The organism is Pseudalkalibacillus sp. R45 (assembly GCF_052246725.1).
In the GTDB taxonomy this organism is placed as follows: Bacteria; Bacillota; Bacilli; order Bacillales; family Fictibacillaceae; genus Pseudalkalibacillus.
Genome location: NZ_JBQQCL010000001.1, coordinates 764,321 through 782,325 on the forward strand (window position 1 = coordinate 764,321; position 18,005 = coordinate 782,325).

Consider the following 18,005-nt stretch of genomic DNA (forward strand, 5'->3'; position numbering starts at 1 on the left):
CTACCCACCTTTCTTAATTTTCAAATAATTCCACATATTATCATTTTATGTTTTTTTATGTAATCAGTCAATAAAATAATACGAAAGTAGTAGTTAAGTAGAATAGTAATTTTTGACTAATTATGTCGTAATTCACCAGTATACGCTTGTTTCCTCACTAATCTAAGCCATGAATATTGTCGAACATTTTTTCAATTTAAAAAGACACTCTCAAAAATAAGAGTGTCTTTCCGCTTCTACTAATTTTAGTTTTTGGAATAACTCATGTTTTTCTTATTCCAGATGATATAATAACCTCCCCCCACATAGATTTTATCTTTATCGATTTTATAGACTCGGTATCGTTCTCCAATATCTAGTGTTTTGACATTTGTTCTCCCATCCTCATGATGTAAGTAAGTTTCACCTACTATTTTTACTAGCCCTACAAAATAAGAAGAATCTCTACTTTTCAGGATATAGTAGCCGCCTCCTACTTCATACTTCTCATCATCAAAATCATACACCCTGATGGCTTCACCCGGGTTTAACATTCGATGCACAGATCCATCGGGAGCATAAAGTGGGATGGGCCTTTTAATTTCTGCTCTACCTATATAAACAGCGACTTTTCCTGCTGCATTATAAACATAGTAGCCTCCACCGACATGATAATAATTTCCACTGGTGCCATATACGCGATAAAATTCATTGGCCTTTAATGTTTTAACAGGATTATAAACGCCATTTTCTTCTTTCAATAGTTCAACAGGCTTTCTTACATGTAATCTTGCAATAGGCAATGTATGACCAGTAGGAAGTTCGATATGCGGGATCGACAAATCAAGAACTTCTGGAGCCTTATAATCTACCAAGTCTTTTAAGCTGGCTTTCCATAAATCTGTCCCGTTTTTAAAATATAAATTCCCATGTTGATCTTGTGTCAATCCATAGGCTCCCTCATTTTTAAGCATCGTCAATTTATAAGTCTGAGTATCCACTCTGAATAACTTACCTTCTACGGTGCCGTATACGTTACCATCAGATGCTACTAAGAGTTTGGCGTTACGCGCTGTTCCTGTTGTTTCATGCCCAATAATGGGAATTACACGAATCGCTTCCCCTTCATTTTTATATATGAATAGCTTTCCGTCTGCCATTCCAAATAGCTTGCCATCTGGGGTGACCGTGAGTGCCGAAATCAACAATGGATGCCCTATTGGTAAATCAATTACTTTAGGATGTGCATCAGGTTTGTCAACTGGAACAGTAAATAACTTGGCATGCTCGTCGATCTTGCCGTTTCCATTGTAAACCGATGTACCCGCAAATACATTCCCATCTTGCTTTCTGTATGCTAATGAGATGATGCTTTGGTCATTAATGATATTCCTTCTAACTACTTGTTGATTGGTTTCAGGATCAATCGCTGCTAATACGCCACCGCGTTCTCCACGTGATGGAAATGTACCTATGAACAATTTGCCGACCTCTTCTATCCCAAGCAGGGCAACTGGTCGGTCTTGGCCATCATTTTTCAAACTCATTATCTGCTTAGGATTCGAGTTCTTTTTCCATGTATCTGAAGGATTATAACTATATATATTAGCACCAGGATAAGTCCCAAAAAACATTTTTCCGTTTAACTGTGCCATTCCTTCTATTTGACCGATATCTGCATATTGTGTTGTGTCACCCGTTAAAGGTTTATAAATACCTAAGTCACCTGATATAAAACCTGAACTATATATTTCTCCATTCACTCCATTTCCGATACTGTGAATTTCCACAGGCTGCGGAGGAAGCGGAAGAATGTCCATTTCAAAATTACCATTGGCCAAGTTATATTTATAATAACGTCCGCCATTTCCTGCCAATCCAACTAAAGTTATTCCAGGATATTTCTCTGAATTAAGTTCGATAAAGTCAAATGAAACCGCACTTGAACCATACAAATTTGATTCGACTGGGGTTGAGGAACGCTTTCTAAGATCAAAACGATATAACTGACCATTGTTAGAATAATAGACTTCATCTTTACCTGGAACTTCATCTGATACCCCGCGTGAGTTTGCATCAAAAGAGCCTAAATAAGCATATGTATTTGCATCCAGCATCACCACTTTATGACTTGGAACAAGTTTAACAAAAAGGATACCCCCTGCTTCATTAAGGTCATATACTGAGGATTCGTTTCGATATTGTTGTGGCAATATATCTAATTTCAAACCTGTTGAAAGGTCCCAAGAAATCAAAGCAGCAGAAGAACCTAAACCAACAAAAAGTCTATTCTTTTTTTCATAATATGTGAGACTCCTCGCGTATTTCTTGCCTGCCAATGCAGAGGATAAATTAGTAAATCCATCTTTATTGTATTGGAAGACGTCTCCTCCATATGAAGTTCCACCAAACAACGTTTTACTTGATTTTATGTATTCCAAATCCCAAACAACCGTATTGCTGCTGGTTGTTGCTTTTCCAATTTTGGTCAACTGTTTCGTATTTGGATTGTATTGAAACAGGTGCTCATTTGGTGTCGTACCGATCCAAACAGTGTGATCCTTACCTTTTTCAATTGCCCATGCGCCTGTTGCTCCCTCTAATGATTTACTGTCGCTTACGGTGTTATTTCTTAAATCAACTACAATCAATTTTGCCGGGTCACCTTGAACTACTGTGTACATCAACGGTGTTCCATTTTGATCAATCCCTGCTTCCCCTGTATAGGTATTCGTGTACTTGATTTGAGGACCGAGATTTACAAATGGATTCTTATGCTCAGTTGCAGTTGCATTCCTTTCGGGTACAACTGAAAATAAAGACAAAACCAATACAAAAACGAAACTCATTGAAACGATTCTTTTCATTGAACCAACCACCTATTAGTAAAATTATCCATACGGATATTATATCGGCCTAATAGGTATAAAGATTTAGTAAAAAAGAATTAAAAAGGTGCAATCGAATGATTGCACCTTCATGTAACTAATTGGATTTACCATCAAGATATTGTTGCTTGGTTTCTTCTGCGGGAATAACGTATCTTTCGGTGAACAATGCTTTTTTATCATCACCGTAAACTCTTTCAATAACACGTTCTGTTAATGCGATTTTTTCTGTCATCTGATTAAAAAGATCCTCTGCTTCTTGATCGTATTTATTTTGTTCTATATATCCTTGCAGCTCAAAACGGATCTGTTCTAATCCTTCTCCTACTTTATATGCGTCTATGAAATATGCTGCCCCTAATTGAATGTCTTCTACTCGATCTAGACGTGTAGTGTACTCTTCATCATCCAGTCTTTCTACTGCAGTCCGGGCTTCTTTCAACGCATCTTTCAATTCATTGTACTTGTTTTCGAATGTAGGAGAAACCTGAATATCTTCAGTACTTTGAATATTCGTTGTATAATATGGTTCGACTTCATCTGCAATGGTTTCTGCTTCACCTAAATACATTTCTGCATCAGATACCAATGCATCATTATACTTTTGAAGAACCGTTTGTTTTTGTGAATCTAAAGTCTCTTCAAATCCTTCAAGAGTTGGGTATCTACCTGGATATAATTCATTTCCTGCTTCTTTGATTTCAATAGATCGTCTCTCTAATCGTTCAAGTACACCTAAATTGTATTCGACTGTATCATATTCTTTACGATCGATTTGTGTATCGATTTCATTCAACAGGTCATATCTTGAAATTTCATAGATGATTGTTTCTTTAGTAATTTTTGCTGGAACGATATATTTATCAAGCATTAAATCTCGATAAGTACCGCCGTAAACTTTACCAATCACACGTTCCATTTTTCGTATGTCATAGGATAAAGCATCATATTCCACCTTTGTTTGGTGGATCAGTTGTTCTCGTTCAATGAAATTTTGTACGTTTTCCTTCTGAGTTGTAATCTCTTTTCCGACTTTAACTGCATCAATAAATCTTGCAGCTCTAAGCTGTAGTTCTACCGCTTCATCCAATGACGCTCGGAGTTCATTCCGATCTGAAGGTTCAAGGGATTGGATTGCATTTTCAGCATCATCTATCGCTTTTTTGGTTTTATTGTAAGTGTTACTGAATGCTGAGGAAACCCTAATATCATCAGTGGTCTTAATATCAGTTGTATAATAATGCCTCATCGATTTTCCTAGACTAATAGCCTGATCCACTTTGTTTCTTGCGTTAGATAGTATACTGGAATATCTGTTTAGATATAAGTTACGACTCTGATATGCAACATATAAGCCAACTGTTTTATTTCGATTCCAAGCTTCGTTGAACGCAGAAACTGGTAAACTAGTTTCTCCAGGGTACCTTCCGATTTCAGGTGTAAATGCAGGACGTTTATAATCAATGATGAACCAATCTGTCAGTCCGCCACCCGAAGGGTTCAACCCTGGATATACTAAACTGTAGCCCGTCATACTGCCAATTTTCTTTGCATAAGCATGATCGCGATCATACCAGGATCCATATTGATGGAAGTTCCAATAAAGAATTTGCCCAGCACTGTGATAGGCGACTGTCATCTCAGGATCGATATCATCAATGAAATTGACGATTGCTCTTGTTTCTGCAGCTGTATTTGGAGCTGTTCCTTTATAATTTTTATAATACGGTTTTCCTGCATCGTTCTTAATGTTAGCCCAATCGGCATTGTATTGGCGATTCAAGTCGACACCTTTAGCGTTTGCTTTCCATCGTTTAAAATCTGAGCTGAAATCATTCATTGCTAAAAGGTCCCCACGGACAGATTGTGGAAATTTCTTCGTGCCATATTGTTGTAAGGTGACGCCGTCAGGGTTCACCATGGGCACAAACCACATTGTCGTGTAATCCAGTATGCCTCTCACATTATAACCATCGATTCTAGTGCGGTTCTGGTAAGCTGAAGCATATTGATCAATCATGTACATGTTTAGGTTCGTTGTTAACCATTCTCTTGCATGATGAGATCCGTTAACGAATGCAGTTGCAGAACCGTTACCGAGAGAAACTGCATAAATATCTCTTCCATATTCACTTTTCCCAATAACATGGTAAGAAACTAAATTCGGATAGGCATTTGCCAGCTCTTTGATGTCTACAACCATTTCTTCGTAAGTGTAAATTTGATTAGGATTCACAAAACTCGCAGCATTTGATTTGGAAGGCTGATATACCATTGCTGCAATAACTATGAAACTGGTAAAGAGCAGCCATTTTAATCTTTTGTGTAACATTTTATCCCCCTAAATAATAGTCCATTGTCTCTGACCAACAAAATTTCTGACTCCCTAATAATACCTCCCTTTTCCAGAAAAAGTTTTAAAATATAAAAATATGTATGCACAGATACTATTTTACCTTATACGGTAAGGATTGGAAGTCCCGAATTATATATAGTTAAAATATATAGAATTAATTAAGCATATAAAAAACCCACTAACAGTGGGTTTTAAGGGCTTTATCAATCAGACGATTAACGGTTTGTATTTGTTGCATTCTCATAATCTTTTATAATTTGTTCTTTTTCGTTCATTAACGTTGCTTCGATTTCAGGAAGAGATGGATACTTTCCTGGATAAAGTTCATTGCCAGCTTCTTTTATTTCTTTTGCCCGTTTCTCCAACCGATCAAGCATAGCGATTTTATCTCCCGCTAGCTCTAGTTCTCCTGCCTCAATATGTGTTGAAATTTCTTTATGAAGTTCATAACGTGAAACTTCATAAATGACAACCTCTTTCGTAATCTTAGCAGGAGTGATAAATTTATCATTCAACAAGCTGCGGTATTCATTTCCGTAAGCTTTGCTTAATACACGTTCTGCTTTCCGTATCACATAAGATAAATTGTGATACGTCGATACCATTTCATCATTTATGGTTTGAGCATCTATAAAATAATGAAGTTGATTGCGCCAGCCTAACAAATCGTCCCCCACTTTGACAGAATCAATAAATCGAGCTGCTTGCAACCGGATCTGGTCTGGTCTTAGTAATTGCTCTTTTAAAAATGATTGTTGAGATGCATTAAGCGGATGGATAGCTTGGCGAGTTTTTTCATTAAGATTTTTTACAATGTTATATTGCTTTAAGAATCCTTCCGAAACAGATATATCTTCAATCGATTGCACATCTGACGTGTAATAAGGCTTCAATAGGTTTGAATTAATTTGTGCTGCTCTCACTGATTCAATCGCTTCATTATAAAGATGCTCATTAAGCACTTTATCTATATCCCCATGATCCGCCATGATGATTCCAGGATTTTTATCCGGATCCAACCATTTCATCATTCTAAGGAGGTTACTTTCTGAAACTGCGACACATCCTGCTGTGGGACTATTCGAACCTTTCCACACATGCATAAAAATCGCGCTTCCCTTACCAGGGATAATTGGATCTTCATTATATTTAATGACAATACCATACTTATATAAAGGTTGTTTCATCCTTTCAAATGAACCCCATCTGCTATATGGATTACCGGTGTAATGAATCCACTTATTATAGTCAGGAGAATTAGGGTCATCAACCCAATAATCGTAATCTGTCGTTTTCCTATATGGGAGGCTGATATTCGAAGGTTTTGACTGGGAGCCAAAAGCAGTTCCAAATTCATAAACCCCCTCAGGTGTCTTCCCATCCCCTTCTTTGGTCTTTCCGCTGATACCATTATACCCAACAACTGCATCCATTGTTGGAAAGACTGCTTTCCACTGACCATTGATCAGTTCAAATGTTTCAAGCTTGGCTTTATGGCTCCCTTTACTTGCTGCACTCACCACCACAAGCTGTTTATTATGTAGATGATTGAATTGGTTATTGTATCCCGCATCAGCTGCTGGAATATTTACAAAAAAAGCAATAATAAGCGTACATATTGTAACTATCCCTTTATTTTTCCTAAGTTTACTCATTATAACCCTCCAGTATATGTTGATCTCCAAAAAAGTAACCTACCCTACTGATATTTCGATATTTCAGTTTAATATCCTTTTGTTTACTTCCTTTATCATGTTTTTAGTGATTTTCTCTCTATTTATTTGAGAATAATTGCTATAAGATATAGTTAAATTTAACCAATATAGGAGGTAACAATGAAAAAGATAATTGTGTGGTTGTTCATTTTATTAATATCGGTCCCAATAACTAGTAATATGGAAGTATATGCACAAGAACGCGAACCCTCGATTCGTTCATTACCATTTCCTGTAGGTCGAGTTCTTATCAAACAATCAGTGCCTTTATTAAAATACGAACACTATAATGAGTCAGGTACAATCGTCAGAAACATAAACCCGGGAGAAGGAATTAGAGTTTATGGGAAAAATGAGGAATATTATGCTGTAGGAAATCATCATTATATCAAGGACGAACGATATAAAACAGCATATTATGAATCAAGAATACTGATAAAGGAAACGTCTCCTCTATTTGCACCAGATGGATCAATACATCGGTTGCTGAATGTTGGTGAAGCTATAAAAGTTTATGGCACATATAGCGGTATGTATGAAGTAGGTGGAGGTTACAGAGTAGAAATAAACAATCGAGTTAAAAAATACTTGGGACACATTAAACCTAACTATGAAATTCCGTTAATTGCCCCAGATGGGAGCGAATATAAAATGCTCCAGCCAGGTCATGTGTACCGTGTTTACAATTACGAAGAGATACCGATTGTAATAGATGGAATTGATTATGGTTCCTATTTTGAATTTGACCTTGGTGGAGGGTATTACGTAGAAAATAACTATAGGGATCGTTCATATCCTTTCTCTTACATTAAAAACTAAAATAGAATGGGGGTGCTGAAATGTAATTCTTTCAAGCTCCCCCAATTTTTAATTTTTTGAATAGGTTATTTTAGATGGGTCATCCATAATGTAATATCCACCACCAACCATTATACGGTTTCCATCTATTCCATAAACTCTGTATTGCTGACCTGCGGGAAGGGTCTTATAATATTCCCCACCGGGTTGATACATCTGAACATCTTCTTTAGTCTGTACAAAGCCGACATAGAACTTCGTCTGATATTGAGCATTTACATAATAGCCTCCACCGACATTATAATAATATGGTTTGTAATTATATACTCTGATCGCTTCACCTTTTTTTAACATCCGGTGGATTTGGCCATCCGGACCATATAATTCAACACCTTCATCGTTCACAAGAATCCTGCCAATATGAGCGGACATTTTATCTTCTTCATTTTTAACATAATAAGGACCACCAACATTATAATAAGCTCCATCAGCTCCATAAGTCCTGTAAAAATGCCCCGTTTCCAACGTTCGATAATATTTGTAACTTCCATCACTTTGCTTTTTCAGTAATGGTACACCTTCTCTTCGTATATTAAGCCTTGCAATGGGATGGGAATGGTTTGTTGGTAAATCAACATTAGGCATGATGATCCTCGTAGGGCTTTCTTCACCTTCCCATATTTTATAAATCGAACCTTCATTCGTATTCACATACATGGTATTCTCAGCTGCGTCCATCCCCCCATACCCCATATAATAGAGAGAGTGGAAGGTTTTATTCCAAATCACCTCTCCATTAGTAGGATTTATACCAGAAGCATGAAAGATCCGAGGATTATCATCTACACCGAGATAATAAATTATTTCGTCTTCCATAGTTACAGAAGCGCTTGTTACATCTGATAAAGGCATACTTTCCCATAATTGACCTTCTTCATTATATGCCTCGATTTTTTCACCTAATAAATACACTTTTCCATCACTAGCCACTTCAATGTCGTCTGGTCTAGAATTAATAAGGGTACCGAGGAGCTCCTCACCTCCCGAAATATACCTTAATGCTTTGTATTCTTCATTTTCAGTAGAAATATATACCCCCTTTATTCGTTTACTCCCACCTAAACTCGTAATGGTCCAACCATCATTAGTTTCATGTTTCCATTTAAGTTCTCCTTTAGGGTTAAATGCATAGACATTTGTTTTATCAGCTGCATAAATGGTACCATCTGAACCTATCAGGGTCTTTTTAAGAAGTTGATTCTCGGTCTCGTAACTCCATCTGAGGGTTCCATCATTATTAAGCGAATAAAAGGTCGGGGTTGAAGAAGACTTTGGATCATTACTAGAAAAATAGATGGATCCATCATCCCCGAGTGCCATTTCCATAGGGTGACCTGCAGGGAGCTTAAAATGCCATTTCGATTTCCCATGGTTGTCTAAAGCAACAACTCCTCCGGGCTTTGAAGATCTGATAGAAGTTTGATAACTAACATATGTGATATTACGTTCTGTATCCACGATAGGTTTGTATTGAGGATCAAGATAACCAAGATAATCTAGAGGCAATTCATATGTCCATTTTTTCGTACCATCTTTTTCAAATGCATACATTTCACCAGAAATATACCGATTGAATATCGTCCCATCATCACCTACAAAGACCGCTCCTTGACAAGTCGTTGTCCGACAAATCTGATGGTAATAAAAAAAATTTTTATTTACCACTTTTTGAGCGTTAACTTGTTGAGGTATAACACTTAATGACATAACCAAACCGATGCAAATCAGAAAGAAACGAAACAAAAAACCTCTCCCTTCCACATTGTATTTCCATTTATTGTAACATTGATATTACCAAGATACTGTTAGAAAGTAATATTCAAAGATGAACTAACCTAATCAATAATGACTCGTCACTCCTTTAATATCGAATTTCTTAAATATTGCCCCATTAAATCATCCATTCCTGGAAGTTCATGTGGGAATATATATCAATCTTCTATTCTTTGAAATTAACTGATTCAATAACCCAATTATCATTTTCGAGCGTAAATGTTAGTTGGATTGTGTAGTGACCATGCATATCAGAAGTATTTGTTTGATTAAGTTGGTAACGTTCCTCATTGATTTTTACTAAAGTAAATGGTTCATTCTTCGTAACCCACGCTGGTGAACACATAGGTATAATATAAAGGCCATCCTCTTTTTCCTCAAAAAGGTCTTCTACATACAAACTTGCCACATTCTCACTAGCATACCGGTTCAAATACATAATTAATTCTTGCTTAGAATCAAAGTTCTTCACCTTTTGATTTTCTGTAGGTGGAAGGGTTTCTTCCCAAAATGTATGGGCAATTCTGATAAGTTCCGCTTTGCTAGGGGAAGCTACATCTATGTTTCTGTTTTGCTCATCTGGTTTTTCTTGGATTGTTGTGTCACTTGGTTTTGTTTGGTAAGTTGATTTTGTTCCCTCGAATACTCCTTGTTCTTCTTTTGGTTCTGATTCTTTCTTATTATCTGCTTCTTTATTTGGCTTATTTTGCTTACTTTGATCATCCGATATATTTTGTGACTTTTTTACCTCTTGTTGCTCTAAAGACTGTTTCCTAAAAATTAACTCATTCTGATTTAATTTTTTAGATAAAGTGTGCACTCCATTGTGTTCCTTGTTTATTAATGAACTTGCATCATCGTGTGCCAAATTCGTACTTGTATTCCATCCCAAGAATAGGATCGTTAAACTCAAGAAAAGTGTTTTCAAATTACCCCTCCTAAAAATTCCTTTTGCATAACTGACGAATTAATAACCCAAAAAGTTTCAGAAAGTTTACGATTGTTACAAAAACATTTCATCGCAGTATAATATATATACATAAGTTCGGTTTTTTATAATAATCCCTAAACAGTTCTTTTTGTTACTCTTTTGTTTGATTGGAATCTTATACATAAAAATAGCATTGAAATGGCTTCCCATCTCAATGCCTATATTTCTACTAATTATTTACTTTTTTTGAGAAACAAGAAATAGTATACTATTTGTTTTTATTAAGATCCTTCCTGCTTCCCTACATCAATAAAATGAACTTTCAAGCATTTTAATTGTTTAATTTATCAATCAAGTTATCTTCCATTACCTGGAGTTGAGTATAAACTGATAAAGGCAGCTCCTGGTAACCACCTGCGGCTTTAATTTCGTGTGCTCGTTTCTTCAGCCGGTCAAGTTTAGCCATTTCTGAGTGAGCTATTTCAATATTCCCGCTTTCAATGAGAATATCAATATCTTCCATTAATCGGTATTGTGAAACTTCATATATTGTTCTTTCATGTGCAACTTTCGCAGGAAATACAAATTTCCCACCAAACAAATCACGAATTTGAGCGCCGTATACTTTTCCAATTTTTGATTCTTCTAATCCTAGTTGTGCTGTAAAAGCATCATACGCATCATTTATCTGCGCTATATTTCCATTGTCTATTGTAACGTTATATTCGGATGAAATTTCTGTTAGTTTTTCTCCTTGCCATACAGAATCAATAAAATAGGCAGCGCGCAATATCCTTGTTTTTGCCATATCAAGACGATCATTTAATTCCTTACGCTCACTACTATTTGTTAAAGAATTCACTGCATTTTCTGCATCCCTTAATGATCTTTTTGTAGAATTATAACCATATTCAAAAGCTTCGGATACTCTAATTTGATCTTCAGATGAAATGATATAATAATGTCTTCCATAGTAAGCCTTTGACTCTGCTACATTAACTAATTTTTCAGCCTGGCTATAGGTTGCAGCGTCTACTTTTTTTATTAAACTACTAGGAAGCAGTGTAAACAGTGACAACAATACTACTAAACCACAAACAATAATCTTTTTCATAAGAACCCTCCGTTTTATAATCATCTTCATCTAGAGGTTCTATAATTGGATATACATTCCTTTATATAAATAATATTAAAGGGTCTCAAACACATAAAAAAAGAGGATCAATTAGAATCTGAAATTGAACTCCAACACTTATTTATGTCATTATATTGATTATTTAACTTTTTCTAAGAACGTATTATTTTTATCGGGCCACAAGCAAAATGATTTTATTCATTATTTTCACTCCAAGTATATAACCAAAAAACTCTGTAGAAACCTCTACAGAGTTTTTTGGAATAATTCTATTAATAATTAGTGTTATGAAACAGTTACGTCAGTTCCAGCACTTTCATTTGAAGAATCATCTGTTGCTGTAACTTTTAAAACAACATCTGCTGGTTGAGCAGTGATAGTTACTGAATAACTTCCATCTTCTGCTGCAACAGCTTCTCCTAGGACTGTTGTACCTTCATAGACTGTAACTGTTGACCCTGCTTCTGCTGTTCCAGTTACTGTTGTATCTGTGGAAGTCACTGGCTCTACTGTAGGTGCAGAAGGAGGTGTTATATCGGCTTCTACCCCATTTTCATCTACACTGAAGTTCAACGTAATAGTATCACCATTATATTGAACGTATACATTAGCATCACCTTTGTTAACACCAGTTACAGTGATTGCACCGTCAACAACATCTACAGAAAGAACTGAACTGTCATCAGTTGTAACAATTGCATCAGTTTCATCAATAGCATCTGAAGTTAGTTCATTACCAAACTGATCCATTGCTTCAAGAGTGAATGAAACAGATCCATTTACTTCTCCGTCAGTATCATCACCATCAAGAGCAACTTGAATACCTTCAAGGTCCTCATCAGCATCTAGAGTATCAGCTTCAGCAATTGCAGTAGTACCCATTACAGGAGCGGCTGCATCGCTACTGAATTCTAATGTTACTGTATCTTCTTTAAGGTTAGAAGATTGTACTTTAACCGTTACAGTTCCATCAAAATCTTGATCTGCTGTAAGTACGCCACCTGAATTAACATCTGCTTTTGCTCCCTCAGCATTATCATCAGAAGGGTCAACAGATACTACAGACCATACATAATCAGAAGCATTGACTGCAACTTCATTTCCAGATGCATCAAAAGCACTTGCGGACAAGTTGATAGTTTCACCATCTGTTGTGCTGTAAAGTTCGTTTAAGTCTTCTTCATTTACTTCTACACTATCAATAAGTGCACCAGTAGAATCCACCGTAACGTTAACAGCTGTTTTAATAGTGTCTTCTGTATTAGGATCATTATCATTGTACGTAAATGTTACTTGATCAGATCCTTTTGTTTGTCCAGTAATCTCGTATTGATAACCGATAACTTCACCGTCATCATTTGTAGCATCCCCAACGTATTGTACAGATACATTGTTGTTAGCAGATACTGCATCAATGTCATTTACAGGATCAAATGATTTAAACACACCGTATTGATCTTCTGGTGAAATAGTTACTAACTTAGATCCATCAACAGCAAGTTTGACAGAAGATGCGTTAGAGTTTAATTCAGCAATTTCACGTATTGCCCCAACTTCTACAGTAAATGTATCGGATACTTTTCCATCAGCACTTTGGATTTCAACTGTGTAAGTACCTTCAGCTAGTGAAGAATCAGGTGATACTGCATATCCAACAACAGTTGTTGAATCTATACCTACTGGAGAATAATCAGTGATTACACCATCTTCATCTTTTGTAAAGCTTTCAGCAAGAGTAATCAAGTCAGTTGAATCAGTCAGCTCGGTGCCTTCCGAATCAGTTACAACAACTTCTCCAAGATCTGAAGGAGATAGAGTCATTTCCTTTCCATCTTGATCCAAGAAGCCAAGTTCTTGATACTTAGTAAATTCTGATCCGTCTCCTGCTACGACACCTGTGATGTCTGCACCAGCATCAATAGTAGTTAAGTCTGCATCTACGAATGATAATGTGTAAGATTTGAATACATCACCATTTGAAACTGTAACTTGGTAAGACTTTTCAGCTGAAGCTTCTAATACTAAGTAATTCTTACTGTCTTCTTTAATTACTTCGGCAGTAGTTAAAGATGGTGTAGTTGTTACATTTGCTGCGTCAACAACTACTACTTCATCGTGTTTGTTACGGAATACAACTTCTTTCTTAACTTCTTGTCCTACTTTAAGCTCTGAAGCATCGAAGTCAATTCCATCGATAGATGTTACAGTTTGGTCGATTGTAGTTGTAACCGTAAATTGAGGAGCTTTAATTGCGTCTTCATCCAGGATAGACTCTCCAACATAAGGTGTTACGTTAAATTTACCTACTTTAGAAGATTGTACGACGATTAGAATGTCGTTTTCAGTTCCTTCAGCAGGATCCTCTTCAACTTCACTGCGAAGCTTAGCAGTAACTGTTACATCGTCAGCAGTAACTGTTTCGTCAGTTGTTACTTCTGCTGTAACGTTAAAGTTAAGCATTTCAGGTGTTAAAACTGCTCCATCGTTTTGAACGATTTCTTTTACAACAATTTCATCTTGATTGTAAGTCGTTGCAGGAATTGGTTCTGCACCGTCATAGCTTAGAGAAGAAAGGGCTTTTGCTCCAACTTCTACCATATATGAAACAGACTCACCATTTGCAAGGTATGCAGTGATTTTCACAGTTCCAGCATCAGTAGCTTTGAATTCAACAGTGTTGTCTGCATCTAGAACACCTGAAGTTAGGTCGTCTCCATCAGCAGCAATTAAATCTTTACCTTCTTCAACAACCCAACGTACACTTGGAGCTGCAACTGGGTTATTAAATTGATCTCTAACATCCACTGATAGCGTAATTTCATCATCAGGACGTACTTCTGTAGCTACATCTCCAGCAGTATGTCCATTTGCACTTGCATTATAAGTTGCTTCTAGGTCAGAAACTGTTGTTTCAACTAAAGTAGCATCTTCAAGTACTGTGTAAGAGAATGTGTTAGAGAACTCCTCTTCTTCAACTGTGTTTGTAACTGTTACAGAAAGGGTGTTTCCTTCAGCTAGAGTCTTGTTAATTTCTACAAAAGCATCTCCATCGGAGTAAACAATTTCTGAAGCTTTTAATGGTACACCGTTCACTTTAGCAGAGACAGCGATTTCAGAGTTATCTGCAGTTAATGCCATATCTTGGCCATATTGGTCTACTGCAGAGAAGTAAACAAGTTCACCTAGACCTGCTGTTACATCACTAGTTACTTGCTCAAACGTTTTAGCGTAAGATGCTGCTTTTGTGATAGAAACAGTTGTTTCAGCAATTTCATTACCTACACCATCAGCTAAACCACTAAGTACAACATTGTATGTACCCGCTTTATATCCAGTTTCGTTTTTGACGGTTACTGTTTTACCATCTTCAGAAAGCACTCCAGCCATTTCTTCACCATTCACAGTTACAACTGGAGTTCCAGTTACAGCTTCAGATAGGTTCAATTGAAGTGTTTGATAGTCAGCAACTTCACTGCTGTCTACAACTGGTGCAGTTACATCGTAAACGACCATTGTGTCTTCTGCGATTTCAAGCATTTCCGAAGTTACAGTGTATTCCCCTTCAGCTAATTCTCCGTCCACAGTGAATACTGCTGTCATACCAGCAACTGAATCTTCTTTAAGTGTAGCTGTAGCAGCATCACCTTCAGCTGGAGTAAGCGTTAAAGTAGCATCTGCAAGCATTTCTGCAGTTACGTCTTTAGCGAATGTAACTGTTACTTCTTTATCAGCGTTGATCGCACTTACGCTTTCAACTGCTGGAGTTTGAGTAGACTCATACCTTTCAACAAGCTCTTGTGTTACAGTATCCAAAGCTTCTTCGATTTCTGGAAGATCAGGATACATACCTGGGTGGAGGATGTTTCCATCTCGCTTAATTTCAACAGCACGTTCTTCTAAACGCTCTAACATTGCAATCTTTTCAGCAGCAGCTTCAAGCTCACCGGCCTCTAGATCAGCATCAACTTTCTTTTGAAGTTCATAACGAGAAACTTCATAAATTACAGTTTCTTTAGAAATTTTTGCTGGTGTCACGTATGTTTCTAAAAGCAATGTACGATAGTCCCCACCGTAAGCTTTACTCATTACTCGTTCTGCTTTACGTATTGCGGCTGATACAGCATGATAGTCTGCAGCAAATTCTTCAGTAATTACTTCTCCAGATTCGATGCGGTCGACAAGTTTGTCTTTAGCATCATTAAGTTCTTTACCAACTTTTACAGAGTCGATGAAACGAGCTGCTTGCATTCTGTACTCGTTTGCAGCGTCAAGATGTGCTTGCCAAGTCGTTTTGTCATTTCCACTTAAAGTGTTGACTGCGCTTTGTGCTTCTTTAATTGACTTTACAGACGCATTATACTTCGCCCAGAAATCACCGGAAATGCCGTTGACTTCATCAGCTGCATTTGTTGTGTAGTAAGGCTTCAAAATAGAAGAAGCCGCTTGTGCCTTTTTCACTAGTTCAGCAGTTTCAGAAACTGATGCAGCTGATGTTGCACCAGGATTAGCTGCAACAAACGCACTTGCCGCGATCGTAGTGGAAAGTGCAATCTTCATGGATTTCTTCTTGTCCATAAATTTAATTCCCTCCATATGTAAAATATTATTTTGTGGGATTAAAGAGTGAATTTAGCATTCTATGAATTAGGCAAAAAAGATTGTTATTTGTAAAATATAGGCTAAATTATCCCTCGTATATCCCTAACACACCCATTGAGATTCCTTAGTAATAAATACCTGTGTAACTCAGTATACAAGTTACCATATTTGGATAATTTATGTACTTAATGGAATCTATTACATACTATAAAACAATTTCCAACATATTTCTAGCTTTTTTTGTAAAGTTTTAGTAAAAAAACTGAAATATTTATAGAACGTGTTTCTAGTAAAATGGCTTCAGTTAGTTTATCGGTTGCATTTTCGAGAGTTTAATAGTTTCTATAGTATTTTTCAAAGTAGGTCCTTTGTGCCTAGACACAATTTCAATATAGTAAAAAAACAACCTCCCATAGGAAGGTTGTTTCACTTACGCATTTTATTTTTTGATTAAGCTCTACTATTAACAGGTGGTCTTCCAACCGAATAATACTCTATATTGGTGTTTGCTACTTCTTGTATAGAGTAGGTATTTCGCCCATCAAATATCACTGGAGTCCTCATAAGTTCCTCATAAGCGCTAAGGGATATTTCTTTAATATCATCCCATTCCGTTAAAATCATTGCAAAATCAGCATCTTTAATTGCCTCTGCTGGACTTTTGACATATTTCAAAGTTTCAGGTAAGAGCTTCTTTGCATTTTTTTCTGCGATAGGATCGTAAGCGTAGACCTCTGCACCTGCTTCAACGAGTTCTTTAACAATAATGAGAGATGCCGCTTCACGCATATCATCCGTATTAGGTTTAAATGCCAAACCAAGAACAGCGACTTTCTTTCCTTTCAAGTCTCCGAAACGTTCTTTCGCTTTTTTGACCAGCAGTGCACGTTGATGATTATTAACTTTGATCACAGATTTCAAGAGTTCAAAGTCATGGTGGACATTTCCTGCGATCTGGATAAGGGCATCCGTATCTTTAGGGAAACAGGACCCGCCATAACCGATACCGGCATTAAGGAATGAAGAACCGATACGGTCATCCATACCCATTCCATTCGCTACATCTTCCACATTGGCCCCAAGCTTCTCACAAATATTTGCGATTTCGTTGATGAAGCTGATTTTTGTAGCTAAAAAGGCATTAGATGCGTATTTGATCATTTCAGCACTTCTAATGTCGGTATGATAAACCGGAATACCGAATTGCTTATTAATCTCTTCCATGATTTTAGCAGCATTTTCACTTTCAGATCCTATTACGATACGATCACCATGGAAAGTATCATGAACTGCTGAACCTTCACGTAAAAATTCTGGATTGGATACAGATTCTACATTCACATTTTCCACTAGATGTTCTTCAATGATTTGTTTGACTTTTTCATTCGTTCCTACAGGGACTGTACTTTTTGTAACCACGATTACATCATTTGTGATATTTCGCGCAATGTCTTTTGCCACCTGTTCAATAAATGAAAGATCAGCTGTACCATCATCTTTTGGTGGTGTCCCTACAGCGATGTAGACGACTTCTGCTTCTCCAAATCCTTCTTTATGGCTTGTCGTAAAGTGTAGTCGTCCAGCTTCGACATTCTTTTTCATCAAATCTGAAAGCCCTGGTTCAAAAATGGGTGAAATTCCATTCTGCATTTTTTGAACCTTTTCTTTATCGATATCAATACATGTTACATCATGACCGATATCAGAGAGACAAACGCCTGTAACCAGTCCAACATAGCCTGTTCCAACAACTGCGAGTTTCATGTATGGA

9 protein-coding genes are annotated in these 18,005 nt (G+C 36.8%); 1 reads left to right on the forward strand and 8 read right to left on the reverse strand.

The features are described 5' to 3' along the window. Window positions 1-245: 245 nt before the first annotated feature. The 3 genes from ACTWQL_RS03720 to ACTWQL_RS03730 form a co-directional block, all read right to left on the reverse strand. Window positions 246-2,846: a hypothetical protein gene (locus tag ACTWQL_RS03720; RefSeq protein WP_443141068.1), complete on the reverse strand. Its 2,601-nt coding sequence runs from the start codon at window positions 2,844-2,846 to the stop codon at window positions 246-248. A gap of 118 nt (window positions 2,847-2,964) precedes the next feature. Then, window positions 2,965-5,199 carry a M14 family zinc carboxypeptidase gene (locus ACTWQL_RS03725; protein ID WP_443141069.1) on the reverse strand — a complete coding sequence of 745 codons (2,235 nt, stop codon included), beginning with the start codon at window positions 5,197-5,199 and terminating at the stop codon, window positions 2,965-2,967. A 239-nt stretch (window positions 5,200-5,438) separates the two neighbouring features. Then, window positions 5,439-6,878 (reverse strand): L,D-transpeptidase family protein, encoded by a 1,440-nt coding sequence (locus tag ACTWQL_RS03730; RefSeq protein WP_443141070.1) that lies wholly within the window; start codon window positions 6,876-6,878, stop codon window positions 5,439-5,441. 180 nt (window positions 6,879-7,058) lie between these two features. Here ACTWQL_RS03730 and ACTWQL_RS03735 point away from each other — a divergent pair, with 180 nt between their 5' ends. Next, window positions 7,059-7,757, forward strand: a complete 699-nt coding sequence (locus ACTWQL_RS03735; protein ID WP_443141071.1) for a hypothetical protein — start codon at window positions 7,059-7,061, stop codon at window positions 7,755-7,757. A 48-nt stretch (window positions 7,758-7,805) separates the two neighbouring features. Here ACTWQL_RS03735 and ACTWQL_RS03740 read toward each other — a convergent pair whose 3' ends face one another. From ACTWQL_RS03740 to ACTWQL_RS03760, 5 genes are all read right to left on the reverse strand, one after another. After that, on the reverse strand, window positions 7,806-9,503 hold the full coding sequence (locus ACTWQL_RS03740; RefSeq protein WP_443141072.1) for an outer membrane protein assembly factor BamB family protein: 1,698 nt from the start codon (window positions 9,501-9,503) through the stop codon (window positions 7,806-7,808). A 232-nt stretch (window positions 9,504-9,735) separates the two neighbouring features. Further along, window positions 9,736-10,497, reverse strand: coding sequence for a hypothetical protein (locus tag ACTWQL_RS03745; RefSeq protein WP_443141073.1), 762 nt, complete (start codon window positions 10,495-10,497; stop codon window positions 9,736-9,738). A gap of 334 nt (window positions 10,498-10,831) precedes the next feature. Further along, a complete protein-coding gene (locus ACTWQL_RS03750; RefSeq protein ID WP_443141074.1) occupies window positions 10,832-11,614 on the reverse strand; it encodes a hypothetical protein in 783 nt (260 codons plus the stop codon). Window positions 11,615-11,920: 306 nt separating this feature from the next. Continuing rightward, window positions 11,921-16,228 carry an Ig-like domain-containing protein gene (locus tag ACTWQL_RS03755; RefSeq protein WP_443141075.1) on the reverse strand — a complete coding sequence of 1,436 codons (4,308 nt, stop codon included), beginning with the start codon at window positions 16,226-16,228 and terminating at the stop codon, window positions 11,921-11,923. 456 nt (window positions 16,229-16,684) lie between these two features. After that, window positions 16,685-17,998: a UDP-glucose dehydrogenase family protein gene (locus ACTWQL_RS03760; RefSeq protein WP_443141076.1), complete on the reverse strand. Its 1,314-nt coding sequence runs from the start codon at window positions 17,996-17,998 to the stop codon at window positions 16,685-16,687. Window positions 17,999-18,005: the final 7 nt, after the last annotated feature.

What these genes read in the sequence shown, in the direction of transcription:
- ACTWQL_RS03725 (WP_443141069.1), bottom strand. Translation starts at nt 5,199, where the DNA reads ATGTTACACAAAAGATTAAAATGGCTGCTCTTTACCAGTTTCATAGTT.
- ACTWQL_RS03735 (WP_443141071.1), top strand. Translation starts at nt 7,059, where the DNA reads ATGAAAAAGATAATTGTGTGGTTGTTCATTTTATTAATATCGGTCCCA.
- ACTWQL_RS03740 (WP_443141072.1), bottom strand. Translation starts at nt 9,503, where the DNA reads ATGTCATTAAGTGTTATACCTCAACAAGTTAACGCTCAAAAAGTGGTA.
- ACTWQL_RS03760 (WP_443141076.1), bottom strand. Translation starts at nt 17,998, where the DNA reads ATGAAACTCGCAGTTGTTGGAACAGGCTATGTTGGACTGGTTACAGGC.
- ACTWQL_RS03720 (WP_443141068.1), bottom strand. Translation starts at nt 2,846, where the DNA reads ATGAAAAGAATCGTTTCAATGAGTTTCGTTTTTGTATTGGTTTTGTCT.
- ACTWQL_RS03730 (WP_443141070.1), bottom strand. Translation starts at nt 6,878, where the DNA reads ATGAGTAAACTTAGGAAAAATAAAGGGATAGTTACAATATGTACGCTT.
- ACTWQL_RS03755 (WP_443141075.1), bottom strand. Translation starts at nt 16,228, where the DNA reads ATGGAGGGAATTAAATTTATGGACAAGAAGAAATCCATGAAGATTGCA.
- ACTWQL_RS03750 (WP_443141074.1), bottom strand. Translation starts at nt 11,614, where the DNA reads ATGAAAAAGATTATTGTTTGTGGTTTAGTAGTATTGTTGTCACTGTTT.